Genomic DNA, 18653 nt, shown 5'->3' with positions numbered 1-18653 from the left:
CGCCGCTCGGGTTTCCAACGCCCCACAAATTCGCTATCGGCCCGTGCCATGACGACCGATAGCCCCGTTGCCGCCCAGACGCTGTTCGCTGCCTATGCCGGCGTGATCGATGCCGCGCTCGATGCCCTTGTCGCCAAGGGCGCGCTGCCCGCCGGCCTGCCGCGCGGCGCCGTCACGTGCGAACCGCCGCGCGATGCCGCGCATGGCGATCTGGCCACCAATGCGGCGATGGTCCTGGCCAAGCCCGCTGGCACCAACCCGCGCGCGCTGGCCGCGCTCATGGTAGAGGAACTCGCCGCCCATCCGCGCGTCGTCAGCGCCGAGATCGCCGGGCCGGGCTTCATCAACCTGCGCCTGGCCGATGCCGCGTGGACCGACGAGCTGGCCCTGATCGGCCAGGCCGCAAACAGCTATGGCCGCTCTACCCTGGGCGGTGGCAGCACGGTGAACGTCGAATATGTCTCGGCCAATCCCACCGGGCCGATGCACATGGGCCATTGCCGCGGCGCGGTGGTGGGCGATGCCCTCGCGGCCCTGCTCGAATTTGCCGGGCATAAGGTGATCAAGGAATATTACGTCAACGATGCCGGCGCGCAGGTCGATGTGCTCGCCCGCTCGGCGCACGTGCGCTATCGTGAGGCGCTGGGCGAAGACGTTGGCGGCATTCCCGAAGGCCTCTATCCGGGTGAATACCTGATCCCGCTGGGCCAGGCCCTCGCGGCCGAATTTGGTGATCGCTATGTCACCGCGCCCGAAAGCGAATGGCTGGTGCTGTTCCGCCAAAAGGCGGTGGCCGCGATGCTGGTGATGATCAAGGAAGACCTCGCCAAGCTCGGCATCGTCCACGATCTCTTCTCGTCCGAGGCGGAACTGCAGGCCGCCGGCAAGCCCGAGGCGGCCGAAGCCTGGCTGCGCGCGCACGATCTGGTCTATGACGGCCATCTCGAAGCGCCCAAGGGCAAGACGCCCGAAGACTGGGAACCGGTCGAGCTGCCGCTGTTCCGCTCCACGCGGTTTGGCGATGACCAGGATCGCCCGATCAAGAAGTCGGACGGCAGCTGGACCTATTTCGGCGCCGACCTGGCCTACCACTTCCAGAAGGCGGAAACCGCCGACGCACTGGTGGATATCTGGGGCGCGGACCATGCCGGCACGGTCAAGCGGATCAAGGCCGCCGTTGCCGCGCTGACCGGGGCAGAAGGCGCGAGCCCCAAGCCGTTTGAAGTCAAACTGGTGCAGATGGTCCAGCTGTTGCGCGATGGCCAGCCGGTCAAGATGTCGAAGCGCGCGGGCAATTTCGTGACGCTGGCCGATGTGGTCGAGGAAGTGGGCAAGGACGTGGTGCGCTTCACCATGCTGACCCGCAAGCCCGATGCGCAGATGGACTTTGACTTTGCCAAGGTGGTGGAAGCGTCGAAGGACAATCCGGTGTTCTATGTGCAATATGCCCATGCCCGGATTTCTTCCACCCTGCGCAAGGGCGCCGAACTGGGCTGGGCGCCCAGCGCTGCCCATCTCGCGCTGCTGGGCCAGGAAGAACTCGCCGTGATCAAGCAGGCCGCGCAGTTCCCGCGCATGGTGGAAGGCGCCGCAGTTGCGCGCGAGCCGCATCGCATCGCGTTTTTCCTCTATGATCTGGCTGCCGCGTTCCACGCCTATTGGAACGTAGGCAACGACAAGCCGGAAAAGCGCTTCATTGTGGCACAGGACCAGTCCCTGACCGAGGCGCGCCTTTTCCTGGCCGCGCAAATCGGGCAGGTATTGAAGAACGGGCTGGCCATCTTGGGGGTTGAGGCCGCGCAGGAGCTTTGAAGGCAATGGTGAACGGGGATCAGCATGACAACGCCGCGATCGGCGAAAATGGCCAGGGCACCGGCGCGCAGGCGCTGGACCTGGGCAGCGAAGAACGCCTGCCCTGGCTGGAAAGCGCCGACGATGTCGATCTGGAAGAGGAAGGCCCCGACAACGGGCGCCTGATCGGCTTTGGCGTGCTGGCGCTGATCCTGCTCGCCGCGATCGTCGGGGCGATCTACTGGGCCACGCACCGCAACGCCGCCCCGGCCGCTGCCGATGGCAGCCTGATCGAGGCGAGCAAGGAACCCTACAAGGTTGCGCCCAAGGATCCGGGCGGCAAGACGTTCCAGGGCACTGGCGATTCCAGCTTCAAGGTCAGCGAAGGCGAACGCCCGACTGCGGCCCTTGCTGCCAAGGACGCGCCGGCGCCCGCGGCCAGCCCATCCGCCACGGCCAAGCCGGCAGACAAGCCCGCTGAAAAGGCCGCGCCCGCCGCTGCGCCGGTCAGCGGCGTGGGCGTGCAGGTTGGCGCGTTTTCGAGCCAGGCCCTGGCCGAAGCCGGGTGGAACAAGCTGGTCGTCGCGCATGAAAGCCTCAAGGGCGTCAGCCATCGCATCATCGCCGGCAAGGCCGATATCGGCACGGTCTATCGCCTTCAGGCCGTGCCCGGCGACGCGAGCGCTGCCAATTCGCTGTGCAACACGCTGCAGGGCGAAGGGGTGAAGTGCCAGGTCAAGCACTGATCTGCCTGACAGCCTGACCCCGGATGGCTTCATCCGGGGAATGCGGAAATGCGGATGGGGCGGCAAGGCCTGCGTGGCTTGTCAAAGGCACCGAATTGCGGGAAAGCTTCTCCGATGCTTCCAGCCATTTTCGGCCTTTCCGGCCCCGTTCTCACCGCCGACGAGCGCGCCTTTTTCCAGGACGCCGATCCTGCCGGCTACATCCTGTTCGGCCGCAATGTCGAATCGCGCGAACAGCTGCGAGAGTTGACCGATTCGCTGCGTGACCTGCACGGGCGCGACCGGCTGCTGATCTCGATCGATCAGGAAGGTGGCCGCGTCGCGCGGATGAAGCCGCCGGTCTGGGTTCCCTATCCCGCTGGCGAGGCGTTCGACCGGCTCTATGACGTGGCGCCCGCGAGCGCGATCGAGGCGGCGCGCGCCAATGCGCAAGCCTTGGGCATCGATCTGGCCGAAGCTGGCATCAGCGTGGATTGCCTGCCGCTGCTCGATGTGCGGCAGCCCGGCGCGCACGACGTGATCGGCGATCGCGCCCTGGGCAAGGAACCGCAGCGCGTGGCAGCCCTGGGCCGCGCGACGCTCGATGGCCTGGCGCGGGCCGGGGTGATGGGCGTGATCAAGCACATGCCCGGCCACGGCCGCGCCATGGCCGACAGCCACAAGGAACTGCCCACGGTCACCGCCGGGGAAGACGAACTGGCCGCCGATCTCGCCCCGTTCCAGGCCCTGTCTGGCGCCGCCATCGGCATGACCGGGCACATCCGCTTCACCGCGTGGGACGCCGATCTGCCGGCCACGCTTTCTCCCTTCGTGATCGAAGAGGTGATCCGCCGCCGCATCGGCTTTGACGGGCTGCTGCTGACCGACGATCTCGACATGGCGGCGCTTGAAGGCACTGTGCCGGAACGCGCGGCGCGCGCGCAGGCCGCCGGGTGTGACATTGCGCTCAATTGCTGGGCCAGGATGCCCGACATGATCGGCATCGCGCAATCCCTGGCGCCGATGAGCGCCCAGACTGCCGCGCGGCTGGACCGCGCCCTGGCGCCTACCGCTGCCGCCGCCGTCCCGCGCGACGTGGCCTTGCAGGCAGAGCTTTTCGCTCGGCGCGACACGCTGCTGGCCCTGGCCTGATCCGGCATGGCCGAGGGGGCAGAGCCGCAGGACGACGCGCTGTGGGACGGGCTGCCCCCGGCCGTGGCGACGGGCGATGCGCTCTATCTCGATCTCGATGGTTGGGAAGGGCCGCTCGATCTGCTGCTCGATCTGGCGCGGCGGCAAAAGGTTGATCTGCGGCGGATTTCGATCCTCGAACTGGTCGATCAATATCTTGGCTATATTGACCGGGCCGAGGCGCTGAAGCTGGAACTGGCGGCCGATTACCTGGTGATGGCCGCCTGGCTGGCCTATCTCAAATCGCTGCTGCTGTTGCCGCGCGATCCCGATATGCAGCCCAGCCCGGAAGAAATGGCGCTGCGCCTGCAACTGCGCCTGCAGCGGCTGGGCGCCATGCGCGAGGCGGGCGCCCGGCTGATGGCGCGCGATCGGCTGGGGCGCGACGTGTTCACGCGCGGCGCGCCGGAAGGGATTACCCTGGCCCGCCGGTCGCTGTGGCAGGCCGATCTGTTTGGCCTGATCCAGGCCTATGGCCAGATCCAGCACCGCAACCGGCCGGTGGTGCACATGGTGCGCGAGCGTCTGGTCATGACGCTCGACGCCGCGCTCGCCCGCATCTCCGCGCTGCTCGGCACCAGCCTGGAATGGCGCGATCTGCGCGCCTTCCTGCCGCCAATGGCGATCAACGGCGCGGCCGATCGGCAATTGGCGCGATCGGCCCTGGCGTCGAGTTTTCTGGCGGCGCTGGAACTGGCCAAGCAAGGGCGGGTGGAACTGGTGCAGGACGAATGCTTTGGCCCGCTGTTGATCCGGCCGCTGCAGGGCGCCAGGCCATGAGCGCGCCCGACGATCTGGTACGCGCGGTGGAAGCCACGCTGTTTGCCGCGCAGGAACCCCTGCGTGCTGATGAGATTTCGCGCCATCTGGGCGGGGCAGACGTGCGCGCGGCGCTGGCCCTGCTGGCAGAGCACTATGCCCCGCGCGGGGTGCATCTGGTGGAGCGCGGCGGGCGCTGGCATTTCCAGACCGCGCCCGATCTGGCGCATCTGCTGCGGCGGGAAAAGGAAGAAGTGCGCCGCCTGTCGCGCGCGGCGACCGAGGCCCTGGCGATCATCGCCTATCACGAGCCGGTCAGCCGGGCCGAGATCGAGGCGATCCGCGGCGTGCAGACCGCCAAGGGCACGCTCGATGTGTTGATGGAAGCGGGCTGGGTGCGCATGGCCGGTCGGCGCGAGGTGCCGGGCCGCCCCACCATCTATGCCACCACGCCGCAGTTCCTCAGCCATTTCGGTCTTGCCAGCCGGGCAGATCTGCCTGGCATTGGCGAGTTGCGCGCCGCCGGCTTGCTCGATCCGGTGGACGAAGCCTATGCCGTGCTCACCGGCAACCGGGAGGAGGCCGGGCAAGAGGATGCCGACGCGCCAGACGAACCGGGCGAGGCGGACTAAACGACAAGAATCGGCTTTGCCCGCTGGCGAAGTGCGGGAACATCCCCTATCTGGGCAGGCAAAGGAGAATTTGAAATGGGTGGCCTTTCTCTACCGCACCTGATCATTCTGGCGCTGGTCGTGCTGATTTTGTTCGGGCGTGGCCGCATTTCTGAAATGATGGGCGATTTCGGCAAGGGTATCAAAAGCTTCAAGCAGGGCATGAACGAGGAAGCCAATCCTCCGGTCACGCCGCCGCCGGCCCAGATCCAGCAGACCCCGCCGGTTCCCCCCGTTGCGCCGCAAGCGCCGGTTCACCCCGCGCCGGTCCAGCAGCCGGGCGATCATCCGCAGGGGCCGCAGGCCTGATCGGCCCGATAACGCAGGGCTGACCATCGATGTTCGATATTGCGCCGTCCGAATTGCTGCTGGTCGTCATCGTGGCGATCGTGGTGATCGGGCCCAAGGATCTGCCGCTCGCACTGCGCACCGCCGGCCGTTGGATCGGCAAGATGCGCCGTGTTTCCAACCACTTTCGCGCCGGTATCGAAACCATGATCCGCGAGGCGGAACTGGCTGACATGGAAAAGAAGTGGCAGGAGCAGAACGCGCAGATCATGGCGCAAAGCGCGGCTGCGAGCGCGGCGGAAACGCCCCACGCCGCCACCGCCGAAGCGCCGGCTCATCCGGTCGATCCGGTGCTTGCGCCCCATGCGCCGACCGATCCCGCGCCGCTTCCGCCGCCGCCTGAAAAGTTGCTGCCGGTGGAAAGCAGGGGCGAGCGTCCGCGCGGTCCGCAGCCGGCCGATGAAGGCCATGCGGCAGTGGCGCCTGCCGTTCACCCCCACACCGAGCCTGGCCAACCGTGATCCAGATACGCGATATCGATGAAACCCAGGCCCCGCTGCTCGATCACTTGATCGAGTTGCGCACCCGCCTGTTGCGCTGTGTCTATGCCTTGGCGCTGACCTCGGCGATCAGCTATTACTTTGTCGACGCCATCCTGGCGATCCTGGTCCACCCGCTCAGCCTGGCATTTCCGGCTGGGCATGGGCGGCTGATCTATACCAAGCTCTATTCGGCGTTCTTCGTGAACCTGAAAGTGGCGCTGTTTTCCGGTTTCCTGCTCAGCTTCCCGGTGGTCGCCAACCAGCTGTGGGCGTTTGTCGCGCCCGGGCTCTATGCCCGGGAAAAGCGCGCATTCCTGCCGTTCCTGATCGCCACGCCGATCCTGTTCGGGATGGGCGCCAGTTTGGCCTATTTCGTGGTCATGCCCACGGCGTTCAAATGGTTCGTCGGGTTCCAGGGCAACAAAGGCGGCCTGCAACTAGAAGCATTGCCGGGGATCGAGGAATATCTCGCGCTGGTGATGCAGTTCATCCTGGCGTTCGGCGTGTCGTTCCTGCTGCCGGTGCTGCTGATGCTGCTCAACCGCGCGGGCATCGTCAGCCGTGATGCGCTGGTCAAGGCGCGGCGCTATGTGATCGTGGGCATCGTGGCGCTGGCGGCGCTGATCACCCCGCCTGACGTGGTGTCGCAGCTGATGCTGGCGATCCCGCTGCTGATCCTGTTCGAAGGCACGCTGATCGTCATGCGCTTTGTCGAAAAGGCCGATGCCGAGGAAAAGGCCCGCCTGGCGGCCGAAGAAGCCGCGGCAGAGGCGGCCCAGGCAGCGGCTGATGCCGCCGCAGCGGCCCAGCAGGCCGCCGGCAATCCTACGCAATTGCTGCCCTGACCTGGCTATGCGGTGGGGGCCATCACTGGCCCCCACCGCCTGCGCAGTCTTGAGGGAAATTGCATGCGCGGCCGAATTTTTCCGCTGCCCGCATGGCCGTGCCCGGGTGCGAGGGGAGAACACCATCAAGGCTTGGCAACGCAGCGCCGGGATGAGGGGGGAACCCGGCGCCTTCCGCGTCGCGCCATCTAACGGCTCTCAGCCTTTTTGGTTTCCATCCTTTTTGGCCGCCCCGTTTTCGGCATCATCCGGCCACACTTTGCCGCCACCCACCCAGGTTTCGCGCACGCGGGTGTGGCGGATGGCATCGGCCGTGGCGGTCAGCGGATCGGTATCGACTAGGATGAAATCGGCGCGCAGGCCCGGTGCCAGGCGGCCAAACCGACCTTCGGCAAAGCCGGCATAGGCGCCACCGGTGGTATAGGCGGCCAGCGCCTGCACGGGTGAGACCTTTTCCTGCGGCTGCCAGCCACCGGCCGGTTGGCCATCCGGGCCCTCGCGGCTGATTGCAGCCGCGATCCCGGCAAAGGGATCGGGCGCTTCCACCGGCGCATCCGAACCGAACGCGAGCCGGGCGCCTGCCTTGGCGATCGATTGCCAGGCATAGGCCCCGGCCAGCCGCTGCGGCCCAAGGCGCGCTTCGGCCATCACGCGATCGGAGGTTTCGTGCACCGGCTGCATCGACGCGATCACGCCGTTGCGGCCAAAGCGGGCGATATCGGCCGGATCGACGATCTGGGCATGTTCCACCCGCCAGCGGCGATCGCCTTTATAGGTGGCGGAAAGATCCTCGATGCTGGACAGCACGGCGGCATTGGCCGCGTCGCCGATGGCATGGACCGCCACCTGGAACCCGTCCATCGCCGCCCGGCTCATCAGGTTACCCAACTGGGTATCGGTCATGCGCGGCAACCCGCGCGTGTTGGGCGCATCGGCATAGGGCGCCTTGAGCCAGGCCCCGCGCGAGCCCAGCGCGCCATCCATGAACAGCTTTACCCCGCCCATACGCAGCCTGTCGGCATAGAGCCACGGCGTCGGCTCACCCCCGGCGATCAAGGCCATCTGGTCGATGCCCATGGCATAGGCCATGATCCGCACATAGAGCTGGTTCTTGTCACCAGCGCGGCGGAAGGCCTGCCAGTCTTCGATGCTGGTGCCCATGTCGGCCACGGCCGTCACGCCGCGCTGGAACAGGATCGACTGCGCCTTGGCCAGCGCGGCATCGCGGTCGGCGGCGCGCGGCGCGGGCAGGCGCGGCGTCAACAGGCCCATCGCCGCATCGACCAGCACCCCGGCCGGCGTGCCATCGGGGCGGCGGTCGATCGCGCCGCCGTCGGGGGCTTTGGTGGCGGCGGTGATCCCGGCGGCCTTGAGCGCAGCGCTGTTGGCCCAGCCGGCGTGGCCATCGACCCGCTCAAGCCAGACCGGACGGTCGCCCACCACCGAATCGAGCTCGGCCGCCGTGGGATAGCGGCTGTGCCCGCTGCCATCCTTCAGGCCCCATTGCTCCTGGTTCCAGCCGCGCCCGGTGATCCAGGTGCGATCGGGATGCTGCGCGGCATAGGCGCGGATCGCATCTAGCGCCTCGGCCAGCGTGCGCGTTGACGAAAGGTCGAGCGTGAGGGCGGCCAGGCCCAGTTCCATCACGTGGACGTGCGCGTCGATCAGGCCGGGCAGGATCACCTGGCCCTGGCCATCGATGTGATAGCCAAAACCCTTCTTGGGCAGCTTGTCGCCAGGGTGAAAGACCTGGCGGATCACGCCGGACCGATCGAACAGCAGGCCGATGACCTGTTCGGGCTGGCCATCGGCGCCGATCGTTTCGCCATGGACATTGTCCACCAGCGTATCGGTGGATGGGGCCTGCGCGGCATGCCCGGCAACCGGCAGGGCTGCGGCGGCAAGCAGGGCGGCGATGAGGGCGGGGCGGGTCGCCGGACGCAGGCTGATCATGCCGGCTTCTGGCCACGCAGCGGCAGGCGGCGAATCAGCGCGCTGGTATCCTGGCGGCCTGCGCCCAGCGCCTGCACTTCGGCATAGAACTGGTCGATCAGGGCGGTGGTGGGCACGCTGGCGCCCAGGCCGCGCGCTTCCTCGATCGCCAGGCCCAGGTCCTTGCGCATCCAGTCCACGGCAAAGCCGAAATCAAAGGAATCGGCGGCCATGGTGTCCCAGCGGTTGTCCATCTGCCACGATTGCGCGGCGCCGCCGGAAATCGCCTCGAACACCTTGGCAAGGTCAAGATGCGCGGCCTGGGCAAAGCGCATGGCTTCGGAAAGGCCGGCGATCGTGGCGGCCAGGCACATCTGGTTGACCATCTTGGTGGTCTGCCCCGCGCCAGATTTGCCCACGTGGACCACGCGCTTGGCATAGGCCGACAGGATCGGCCGGGCTGCTGCGATCGCCTTGTCGCTGCCGCCGCACATGATCGACAGGGTGCCGCTTTCCGCGCCGGATTGGCCGCCGGTAACCGGCGCATCCACACACAGGATTTCCTTGTCGCGACCTTCCACGGCAATCTGCCGGGCTATGCGCGCCGAAACCGTGGTATGATCGATCAGCACGGCGCCGGGGCGCAGCGTGGCAAAGGCGCCCTGCGGGCTGAGCACCACGTCGGCCAGGTCATCATCGTTGCCCACGCAGGTGATCACCGCATCGGCGCCTTCGGCCGCTTCGGCCGGGCTGGCGGCAATGCGCGTGGCCAGGCCCGGATTGGCGGCCATCCAGGCCTCGCGCCGGGCATCGCTGCGGTTGAAGATGGTCAGGCGGTGGCCGGCCTGGCTCAGATGGCGGGCGATCGGCCCGCCCATGGTGCCAAGGCCGATGCATGCGATGGTGAGTGGTTCGGTCATGCCCGCTGTTTAGCCGCTTTGTGCACCCGCGCCAGCCCTCCCTTGGGGCTGATCGCTGGATGCGGAAACGGTTTCTTTGCTGCCCCCTTTGCATTAGGGGGTGGCTCACTATGGAAAACCTTGTCCACAAGCTCGCCCAACAGCCGGCACATGCCCTGCTGTCCCTTGCCGACGTTCACGCGGCGGCCGGGCGAATTATGGGCAAGGTGGTGCGCACCCCCACGCTGCATAGCCAGACGCTGAGCCGGATCACCGGCGCAGAAATCTATCTTAAGTTCGAAAACCTGCAATTCACCGCCGCCTACAAGGAACGCGGCGCGCTCAATGCCCTTCTCCTGCTGACCGAAGAACAGCGTTCGCGCGGGGTGATCGCGGCCTCTGCCGGCAACCATGCCCAGGGCCTGTCGTATCACGGCACGCGGCTCGGCGTGCCGGTCACGATCGTGATGCCGCGCACCACGCCGGCGGTGAAGATCATGCAGACCGAAAGCGTGGGCGGCAACGTCGTGCTCGAAGGGGAAACGTTCGACGAAGCCTACGCCCATGCTCGCCTGCTTGAGGCGGAGCGCGGGCTCACGTTCGTGCATCCGTTCGATGATCCGGCCGTCGCGGCCGGGCAGGGCACCGTGGCGCTGGAAATGCTCACCGACGTTCCGGAGATCGACATGCTGGCCGTGCCGATCGGCGGGGGCGGGCTGCTTACCGGCATGGGCACCGCTGCGCGCGCGATGAAGCCGGGGATCGGCCTGGTCGGCGTGCAGGCAAAGCTGTTCCCCTCGATGTATGACAAGCTGAAGCACCAGAGCCTGCCGTGCGGCGGAGACACGCTGGCCGAAGGCATCGCGGTCAAGGAACCGGGGGCGTTCACCTCGGCCGTGCTGGCGACGCTGGTGGACGATATCGTCCTGGTCGATGAAGCCGCGCTCGAATCGGCGGTGGCGCTGCTGCTGCAGATCGAAAAGACCGTGGTCGAAGGGGCGGGCGCTGCTGGCCTGGCCGCCGTGATCGCCAACCGCGCCATGTTCGAAGGGCGCAAGGTGGGCATCGTGCTGACCGGCGGCAATATCGATACGCGTCTGCTGGCCAACGTGCTGCTGCGCGATCTCGCCCGCTCGGGCCGGCTCGGGCGCCTGCGCATCGTGCTGCAGGATCGTCCTGGCGCGCTCTACAGCGTGGTGGAAGAGTTCAACCGCCACCAGGTCAACATCCTGGAGGTGTGGCACCAGCGCATCTTCACCTCGCTGCCGGCCAAGGGCCTCACCGCCGAGATCGAGTGCGAAGCGCGCAACCGCGAGCAGATCGATCTCCTAGTGCGCGCGCTGCGCAACCGTGGCTATGACGTGACCCAGGTGGAACTGGCGTGACGCGCTGATCCGTTAACCCGTGCCGGGCAGGGTGTCCTGCCATGGCACGGGATCGCGCGGCGGCATGGAAATACACTCCGAAATGACCGGGCAGGCTTGTCGGCGGAACGGATTTCGTGGTTAACATGCTTTAACCCAGGGCCATGCCGGGGCACGGTGATGGGCACGACGCGCGCCGGATGGGCCGGCCAGCGACAAGGAACTGCTCTGGCTGTGACTGCGCCTGTCCGTTTTCCCCGCTTTTTCGTCACCAGCCCGGCGCCTTGCCCCTATCTGCCCGATCGGCAGGAGCGGAAGGTGTTTACCGAGCTGAAGGGGCCGGGCGCGGAAGAACTCAACGACGCCTTGAGCCGGATCGGTTTTCGCCGCAGCCAGACCGTGGCCTATCGTCCTTCATGCATTGAATGCACCGCGTGCGTTTCGGTGCGGGTGGTGGCGGGCGCGTTCCGCCCTTCGGCCACGCAACGCCGCGATCTGCGCCGCAACGGCGATCTGGTTGTCACCGCATGCAAACCGTGGTCCACTGCGGAACAATTCGACCTCTTGCGGCGTTACCTCGCTGCCCGTCATCCGGGTGGCGGCATGGCGACCATGGACGAAATCGATTTCGCGGACATGGTGGAACATACGTCGGTGAAAAGTTATGTGATTGAATACAGGGAGCCCACTGCCGATGGCAGCCCGGGCAAACTGGTGGGGGCCTGCCTGACCGATCAGCAGGGTGATGGGCTCTCGATGGTCTACAGTTTTTACGATCCACATCACGAAACGCGCGGCGGGCTTGGAAACTTCATCATTCTCGATCACATCCTCCACGCACAGAGGATCGGCCTGCCCTACGTCTACCTCGGCTATTGGGTCGAGGGATCGGCCCGGATGCAGTACAAGGTTCGCTATCGCCCGATGGAGCGACTGGGCCGGGATGGCTGGCACGCCTTTGAGCCCGATGCCCAGGCCGACGCGATTGACCGTCTTGGCCGCAGCGATGGCGGCAATGCCATGCCGGCCAAGCCTGAACTGGCGTCCCAGCCGGTGGGCCATGGCGCGGCAAGGGTGGTCGGCACTGGCCTGGCCGAAGGTTTCCCTCCGCTCTGACATCTTCTGCCTGTCAGGCCTGGCGCGGGCTCTGGCCACGCTTGGGCTGGGCCTTGGTGCAACGCTCGGTCCGCTGCCGGCGCTGGGCCAGTCGCGCAACGCCGATCCCGCGCTCGAGGCGTTGATCCCGGATTCGGCGATCGACAACCCGCAGGCATGGGCGCGCGACACCGATGCGGCGCACACCACCGTGCCGGATGTTTCCACGCTGATCAGCCCCGATCCGCTGCCGGCCCTGCTGCCCATGCCGGGCATCACCCTGGAATGGCCGGACAAGGCCGATCTCCCCGCGATTGAGCCGCTGAGCGCCGATCCCGACATCGCCGATGCCCAGGAACAGGCCAAGGCCGCCGGCGTGGCGCTGGAAACCGATGATTCGGCACAAGGGCTGCGCATCGCCAACGCAACGCTGGTGCATGTGGCCAACCAGGTAGAGCTGGCGTTCCCGCCTGATGTCACGCTGCCCGATCGCGATGCCATCGTTGCCCGCTTCAAGGGGCTGTCCGCGCTCGCCACGCTCAAGGATGATGAAGACAACCTGGCGCAGTTGACCCGGCGCGCCAAGAGTGACGCTGATCTGCTCCAACAGATACTGCGCGTCTATGGCTATTACGATCCCGACGTGATCCAGACGATCGAGCGCCCGACGACTACGCCCGTAGCGGCTGGAACGGCCGGCGCTACAACCGGTGCGGGTGCTGCCCCGGCCAAGGCGGAAACCGCTGAAGAGGCGCGGGCGCGGCGCCAGGCGAGCCTGGCCAAGGCCGTGGTACGGTTCGATATCCAGCCCGGCCCGCAATACCGTTTTGCCCATATCGCGCTGGGCGATATCCAGGCCGCAAGCGACGCGCAGGATCTGCGCGCGGCGTTCCACCTCAATGTTGGCGATCCGATCAATTCCGACAAGATTCTGACGGAAAAGGACAGCCTCAACAAGGAAATGGGCGAGCGCGGCTATGCCTTTGCCACCGTGGGCGAACCCGATCTGGTGATCGACCACGAACCGCGCACCGGCGATCTCAACCTGCCGGTCACCACCGGTGGCAAGTATCGCTTTGGCCACGTCAACAGCAACCTGCCGGCCTATCTCAGCTCGCGCCACCTGGAACGCATCGCCCGCTTCCGCCCCGGCGACATGTACCAGCGCAGCGATATGGACGATCTGCGCGAGGGCATTCTTGCCACCAGCCTGGTGTCCACCGCCACGGTCAAGGCCCGCGAAGTGACCCCGCCCAGCAACGGCCAGCCGGGCGTGGTCGACGTGGATGTTGACCTGACCAAGGCGCCGCAGCGCACGCTGGCGGGCCTGATCGGTTATTCCAGCGGGGAAGGCGCGCGGCTGGAAGGCAGCTGGGAACACCGCAACTTCTTCCCGCCCGAAGGGATGATCCGTTTCCGCGGCGTGCTCGGCACGCAGGAGCAGCTCGCCGGCTTCACGTTCCGCCGCAACAATTTCCACGAGCGTGATCAGGTTCTGACGGCCGATCTCTATGCCCAGACGATCCAGGTCCGCGCCTATGACGCCAATACGCTGTCGGCCACGGCCAGCCTGGAAAAGCAATCCACGCTGATCTTCCAGAAGCCGTGGACCTATTCGTTCGGCATCCAGCTGATCGGCACGCAGGAAACCACCAGCACCACGCCGCGCACCACGTATTTCATTGCCGCGCTGCCATTGCGCGGCGCCTACGATGCCAGCGACAACCTGCTCGATCCCACCAAGGGCTGGCGCCTGTCGCTGCGCGTTTCACCGGAACTGTCCACCACCGATGGCACGAAGTCCAGCTATGTCAAAACCCAGATCGACGCGAGCGTGTACCAGCACATCAGCAGCCGGGTGATCCTGGCGGCACGCACCCGGCTTGGCGCCATCGTCGGCACACAGGTTGACAATATCGCGCCGTCGCGGCGGTTCTACGCCGGTGGTGGCGCCTCCGTGCGCGGCTATTCCTATCAGCGGGTGGGGCCGCTCGACGCTACCGGAGAGCCGACCGGCGGCCGCTCGCTGACCGAATTCTCGCTGGAAGCGCGGGTCAAGACCGGGCTGTTCGGTGGGGCCGTGGGCCTGGTGCCGTTCGTTGACGCGGGCACCGTGGGCACCAACGCCACGCCCACCCTCAACGGCCTGCGCCTGGGCGCCGGGTTGGGCCTGCGTTATCAGACCAACTTCGGCCCGATCCGCATCGACGTGGGCACGCCCATCAATCCACGCCCGGGCGACAGCCGCCTGGGTGTCTATATCGCGCTGGGGCAAGCTTTCTGATGGTGCAGGAAACGGAAGATACCGGCCCGGCCGGCGCGCCCGGGCCTGCCCCTGTTCCGCCCCGCGCCACGCCGCGCCAGCCCGGCTTTGCCGCGCGTTGGGCCAGGCGCCTGGGCACTGGCCTGCTGCTGCTGGCAGCGGGTCTTGGCGTGCTGTTCCTGATCCTCGATTCGGCGATCGGGCATCGCTTCGTCATCGATCGCATTGCCCAGGTCACGCCGGGATCGGGCCTGCGCGTCAAGATCGGGCGGATCGATGGCTCGCTGTTCGGCGCCTCCACCCTGCGCGATGTGGTGATCAGCGATCCCCACGGCCGCTTCATGACCGTGCCGGAGGTAGAGCTGGACTGGCGCCCGCTGTCGTGGCTGCACAGCGGCCTCGATATTCGCACGCTGGTGTTTCACCACGGCACGTTGTGGCGCACGCCCAAGATGAACCCGGGCGATCCCAACGCTCCGATCCTGCCCGATTTCAACATCCGCATCGATCGCTTTGCGCTGGATGACCTGACGATCGCCAAGGGCATCGTCGGCGATCGCCGCCACATCGACGTACAGGCGCGCGCCGATATCCGCAACGGCCGCGCGCTGGTTGATGTGACCGGCAAGCTCGGCGGGCGCGATCGCCTGGTGCTGCATCTCAATAGCCAGCCCGATCGTGACCGCTTCGAGCTGGGTGGCATCTATGATGCGCCGCGCGATGGCCTGCTGGCCGGGCTGTCCGGCCTGCGCCGCGATGTGCATCTGCGCGTGGCCGGGCGTGGCAGCTTTGCCGATTGGCACGGGTTTGGCTGGGCGCAGCAGAATGGCAAGACCATGGCGGCCTTCCTGCTCGATAATCGCAGTGGCACCTATCGCCTGGCCGGCCAGCTGTTTCCGGCTGATCTGCTGAAGGGCACTGCGGCGGCCGCAGCCGGTGGCAAGGTGTCGCTGCTTTATCAAGGCACCTTTGCGCAAAGCCACGCGCAGGGCACGGCTTTTGCCGTCACGCCCACGCTGCGTGCGATGGCCCAGGGCGGCCTTGATCTGGCCAACAATCGCGCCGAAGCGATCGCGGTCAAGGCGCAAGTCCTGCGCCCGGAAAAGCTGCTGGCCAATCCTCAAGCCGATGGCGTGGCACTGACCGGCACGCTCGATGGCGCGTTCACCGATCTGTCGTTCCAGCACGTGCTGACCATCAGAAATCTGCACAGCGGCCAGATCACCGCAGAGGGTCTGCGTAGTGCGGGCACTGCGCGCTGGGATGGCAAGGCGCTGGTGCTGCCGCTTGATGTGACAGCGCAGGTTCTGCGCAGCGGCCAGGCGATGGTCGATCAGCATCTGTCGGGCGCGCGCCTGCAGGGCAGCCTGGTCTTGCGCGGCAATGCGCTCTCGGCCGATCCGCTGGCGCTGCATCTCAAGGGCCTCGATGCGCGGCTGACGCTGCGCGGCGATATCGCCCGCGGCGGCTATGCTTTGGCCGGGCCGATCGTGGCGCGCGGCTTTGCCGTGCCCGATGTCGGCATGCTCGATGGCACGGCCAAGGTCTTGATCAAGGTGGGTGATAATCTGCCGTGGTCGATCCAGGCCAATGCCGCCGGGCGCCTCTCGCGCCTCAGCAACGCTACCCTGGCCAATCTTGCCGGGGGAGACGTGCGCTTTACCGGCAGCGCGCGCATGGGCGGCAATATCCCGCTCACGCTGCGCAAGGTGGCGGTCAACGCGCCCAAGCTGACCCTGACGATGGATGGCCAGGTTGGCCAGGACGGCACCGCCAGCGTGGTCGGCCAGGGCCGCTCCACCGATTACGGCCCATTCACCGTCGACGCGCGCATGGCCAAGGATGGCCCGCATGCGGAACTGGTCTTTGCCAGCCCGCTGCCGGCCGCTGGCCTCAAAGACGTGCGCGTGGGCATCAGCCCGATCGCCGATGGCCTGGGCATTACCGCGCAAGGCCAGTCGCGCCTGGGGCCGTTCAACGGCTCGATGGGGCTGTTTTCCCCCAAGGGCGGGCCGACCCGGTTGCAAATCCAGTTCCTGCGCGTGTGGCAAACCGACGTGACCGGCGGCGTCACGCTGGGCAGCGGTGGGGTAACCGGCGATCTCGCGCTCAAGGGCGGCGGGCTTGACGGCACGATCCACCTCGCGCCGCAAGATGGTGGGCAGATGGTCAAGGCGCTGATCCTGGCGCGCAACGCCAGGTTCGGGGGCGATACGCCGCTTGCCATCGGCAATGCCAAGATCGACGTGGACGGCCTGTTTGCCAAGGGCAACAGCACGCTGACCGCCAACGTCACGGCGCAGGGGCTTTCGGCGGGCAAGGTGTTCATCGGCCGGATGGCGGCCAGCGCCGCGCTGGTCAACGGCTCGGGCAGCGTCACCGCGTCGATCGCCGGGCGCCGCGGCACGCAATTTGCGCTGCAGGGCACTGCCGCGTTCGAGCCGGACAAGATCGTGGCCTATGTCGCGGGCAACTATGCCGGCCGCACGGTCGACATGCCGCGCCGCATGGTGATGGAGCGCGAGGGCGAGGGCTGGAAGCTCAATCCCACGCAGGTCACTTTCGGCCGCGGCATCGTCATCGCCGAAGGCCATGTGCTGGGCGGGCCGACCAAGATCGACCTCAAGGTCGCGCGGATGCCGCTGTCGGTGCTGGATATCGCCGTGGCCGACCTTGGCCTGGGCGGCCTGGCATCGGGCCTGATCGATTACAGCGACGATGGCACCGGCGCACCGCAAGGGCACGTGGCGATCCAGGTGCGCAACTTCTCGCGCTCGGGCCTGGTGCTTACCTCGCAACCGGTCGATCTCTATCTGATTGGCCAACTCGATGCCGCGTCGTTGCAGACGCGCGCCGTGGTCAAGGACCAGGGCGCGGTGCGCGGACGCTTGCAGGCGGCGATCGCCGATCTGCCGCGTGGCGGCACGCTTGCCGAACGCCTGCGCGGCGGGAAGCTCAATGCGCAGGTGCGCTATAGCGGACCGGCCGAATCGCTCTGGCGATTGGCGGGGGTGGAAGCGTTCGACTTTACCGGCCCCTTGGGCGCGACTGCCAACATTACCGGCACGATCGATGCCCCGGTGATGTCCGGCGCGCTGGCGGCCAAGGGCTTGCGCGTGCGCTCTTCGCTGATCGGGGCCGATATCCAGAATGTCGAGGCTGCGGGCAGCTTCGATGCCTCTCACCTGGCGTTGCAGCACTTTGCCGGCACTACCAGCAATGGGGGCAAGGTGGAAGGCAGTGGCACGATCGACCTCTCGGCCATCGCCACCAAGGGCGTGGGCATCGACCTGCGCCTGGCGGCCAGCAACGCTCAGTTGATCCGGCGCGACGATATGTCGGCCACGGTCACCGGGCCGTTGCGGGTGATCAGCACCGGCAATGGCGGTACCATTGCCGGGCGCGTGCGGATTGACCAGGCCAGCTGGGCGCTGGGCAAGGCCAGCGCGGCGGCCGATCTGCCGACGATCAAGACGCGTGAAATCAATGCCCCGGCCGATGCCGCGCCGGCCAAGGTGCCTTCGGCGCCATGGCAGTTCATGATCGATGCCGTCGCCGCCAATCGCGTGGCGGTGCGCGGCATGGGCCTCGACAGCGAATGGGGCGCCGACATTCACTTGCGCGGCACCACTGCCGCGCCCGAGATCACCGGCACCGCCGAAGTGATCCGGGGGGCCTATGAATTTGCCGGCAAGCGCTTTGACCTGACGCGCGGCAAGATCCGCTTTACCGGCTCCACGCCGATCGATCCGCAGCTCGATATCGTCGCCACGGGCGATGCCAACGGGGTGACGGCCACGATCAGCATCACCGGCACGGCGGCGCACACTTCCATCGCGTTCAGCTCAACCCCGGCGCTGCCCGAGGAAGAACTGCTCAGCCGCCTGCTGTTCGGCACGTCGATCACGCAGATTTCGGCGCCGGAAGCGGTGCAGCTGGCATCGGCGCTGGCCAGCCTGCGCGGTGGCGGCGGCGGCGATCCGATCAACAAGGTGCGCAGCGCCATCGGGCTCGATCGCCTGCGCATCGTTGGCGCTGATGCCACCACCGGTCGCGGCACGTCGATCGCCGTGGGCAAGTACCTGGGGCGCCGGTTTTATCTGGAACTGGTGACCGACGGGCGCGGCTATAATGCCACCTCGATCGAATTCCGCATCACCCGCTGGCTGGCCCTGCTCGCCACGATCTCGACGATCGGGGATGAACAGATCAGCGTGAAGGCCAGCAAGGACTATTGAAGGCCATGGGCAGGCGCGCGCACGGGTGCGTGCTTGCCCATCAAGCGGAC

The 18653-nt window shown here is 67.0% G+C and carries 14 protein-coding genes; 12 read left to right on the top strand and 2 right to left on the bottom strand.

What is annotated here, in order from left to right; translation table 11 throughout:
* Positions 1-48: 48 nt before the first annotated feature.
* The 8 genes from argS (at position 49) to tatC (ending at position 6812) form a co-directional block, all read left to right on the top strand.
* On the top strand, positions 49-1812 hold the full coding sequence (gene argS / locus IP65_RS14110; RefSeq protein WP_022676849.1) for an arginine--tRNA ligase: 1764 nt from the start codon (positions 49-51) through the stop codon (positions 1810-1812).
* Between the two features lie 5 nt (positions 1813-1817).
* Entirely contained in the window at positions 1818-2537 is a 720-nt protein-coding gene (locus IP65_RS14105) for an SPOR domain-containing protein (protein WP_022676850.1), read from the top strand.
* 114 nt (positions 2538-2651) lie between these two features.
* A complete protein-coding gene (gene nagZ, locus IP65_RS14100; protein ID WP_054132143.1) occupies positions 2652-3668 on the top strand; it encodes a beta-N-acetylhexosaminidase in 1017 nt (338 codons plus the stop codon).
* Positions 3669-3674: 6 nt separating this feature from the next.
* Positions 3675-4487 carry a ScpA family protein gene (locus IP65_RS14095; protein WP_054132142.1) on the top strand — a complete coding sequence of 271 codons (813 nt, stop codon included), beginning with the start codon at positions 3675-3677 and terminating at the stop codon, positions 4485-4487.
* Positions 4484-5098: an SMC-Scp complex subunit ScpB gene (scpB, locus tag IP65_RS14090; RefSeq protein WP_022676852.1), complete on the top strand. Its 615-nt coding sequence runs from the start codon at positions 4484-4486 to the stop codon at positions 5096-5098. The genes IP65_RS14095 and scpB overlap by 4 nt, the downstream gene beginning before the upstream one ends.
* Positions 5099-5173: 75 nt before the next feature.
* The gene (locus tag IP65_RS14085; RefSeq protein ID WP_022676853.1) at positions 5174-5446 is read left to right on the top strand and encodes a Sec-independent protein translocase subunit TatA; all 273 of its coding nucleotides are present in this window, start codon (positions 5174-5176) and stop codon (positions 5444-5446) included.
* A gap of 29 nt (positions 5447-5475) precedes the next feature.
* Complete coding sequence (gene tatB, locus IP65_RS14080; protein WP_022676854.1) at positions 5476-5946, top strand: Sec-independent protein translocase protein TatB; 471 nt, start codon at positions 5476-5478, stop codon at positions 5944-5946.
* A complete protein-coding gene (gene tatC, locus IP65_RS14075; RefSeq protein ID WP_022676855.1) occupies positions 5943-6812 on the top strand; it encodes a twin-arginine translocase subunit TatC in 870 nt (289 codons plus the stop codon). The genes tatB and tatC overlap by 4 nt, the downstream gene beginning before the upstream one ends.
* Before the next feature lie 198 nt (positions 6813-7010).
* Here the strand turns inward: tatC and IP65_RS14070 are convergent, their stop codons facing one another.
* Together IP65_RS14070 and IP65_RS14065 are read right to left on the bottom strand one after the other, a co-directional pair.
* Positions 7011-8765, bottom strand: coding sequence for an amidohydrolase (locus IP65_RS14070; RefSeq protein WP_054132141.1), 1755 nt, complete (start codon positions 8763-8765; stop codon positions 7011-7013).
* Positions 8762-9664: an NAD(P)-dependent oxidoreductase gene (locus tag IP65_RS14065; protein ID WP_022677646.1), complete on the bottom strand. Its 903-nt coding sequence runs from the start codon at positions 9662-9664 to the stop codon at positions 8762-8764. Before IP65_RS14065 ends, IP65_RS14070 begins: the two co-directional genes overlap by 4 nt.
* A 110-nt stretch (positions 9665-9774) precedes the next feature.
* On the opposite strand from IP65_RS14065, the gene IP65_RS14060 reads away from it, so the two are divergent.
* The 4 genes from IP65_RS14060 to IP65_RS14045 all read left to right on the top strand — a co-directional run bounded on the left by IP65_RS14060 (position 9775) and on the right by IP65_RS14045 (position 18603).
* Positions 9775-11028, top strand: coding sequence for a threonine ammonia-lyase (locus IP65_RS14060; protein WP_022677647.1), 1254 nt, complete (start codon positions 9775-9777; stop codon positions 11026-11028).
* Between the two features lie 213 nt (positions 11029-11241).
* The gene (locus tag IP65_RS14055) at positions 11242-12123 is read left to right on the top strand and encodes an arginyltransferase (protein WP_082350178.1); all 882 of its coding nucleotides are present in this window, start codon (positions 11242-11244) and stop codon (positions 12121-12123) included.
* Positions 12068-14386 (top strand): autotransporter assembly complex family protein, encoded by a 2319-nt coding sequence (locus IP65_RS14050; protein WP_082350168.1) that lies wholly within the window; start codon positions 12068-12070, stop codon positions 14384-14386. Before IP65_RS14055 ends, IP65_RS14050 begins: the two co-directional genes overlap by 56 nt.
* Positions 14386-18603 carry a translocation/assembly module TamB domain-containing protein gene (locus tag IP65_RS14045; RefSeq protein ID WP_054132140.1) on the top strand — a complete coding sequence of 1406 codons (4218 nt, stop codon included), beginning with the start codon at positions 14386-14388 and terminating at the stop codon, positions 18601-18603. Before IP65_RS14050 ends, IP65_RS14045 begins: the two co-directional genes overlap by 1 nt.
* Positions 18604-18653: the final 50 nt, after the last annotated feature.

The sequence above is a fragment of the Novosphingobium sp. AAP1 genome (assembly GCF_001295765.1).
In the GTDB taxonomy this organism is placed as follows: Bacteria; Pseudomonadota; Alphaproteobacteria; order Sphingomonadales; family Sphingomonadaceae; genus Novosphingobium; species Novosphingobium capsulatum.
The sequence above is the reverse complement of the archived record's forward strand: the minus strand, read 5'-3'. Positions and strand labels throughout refer to the sequence as shown.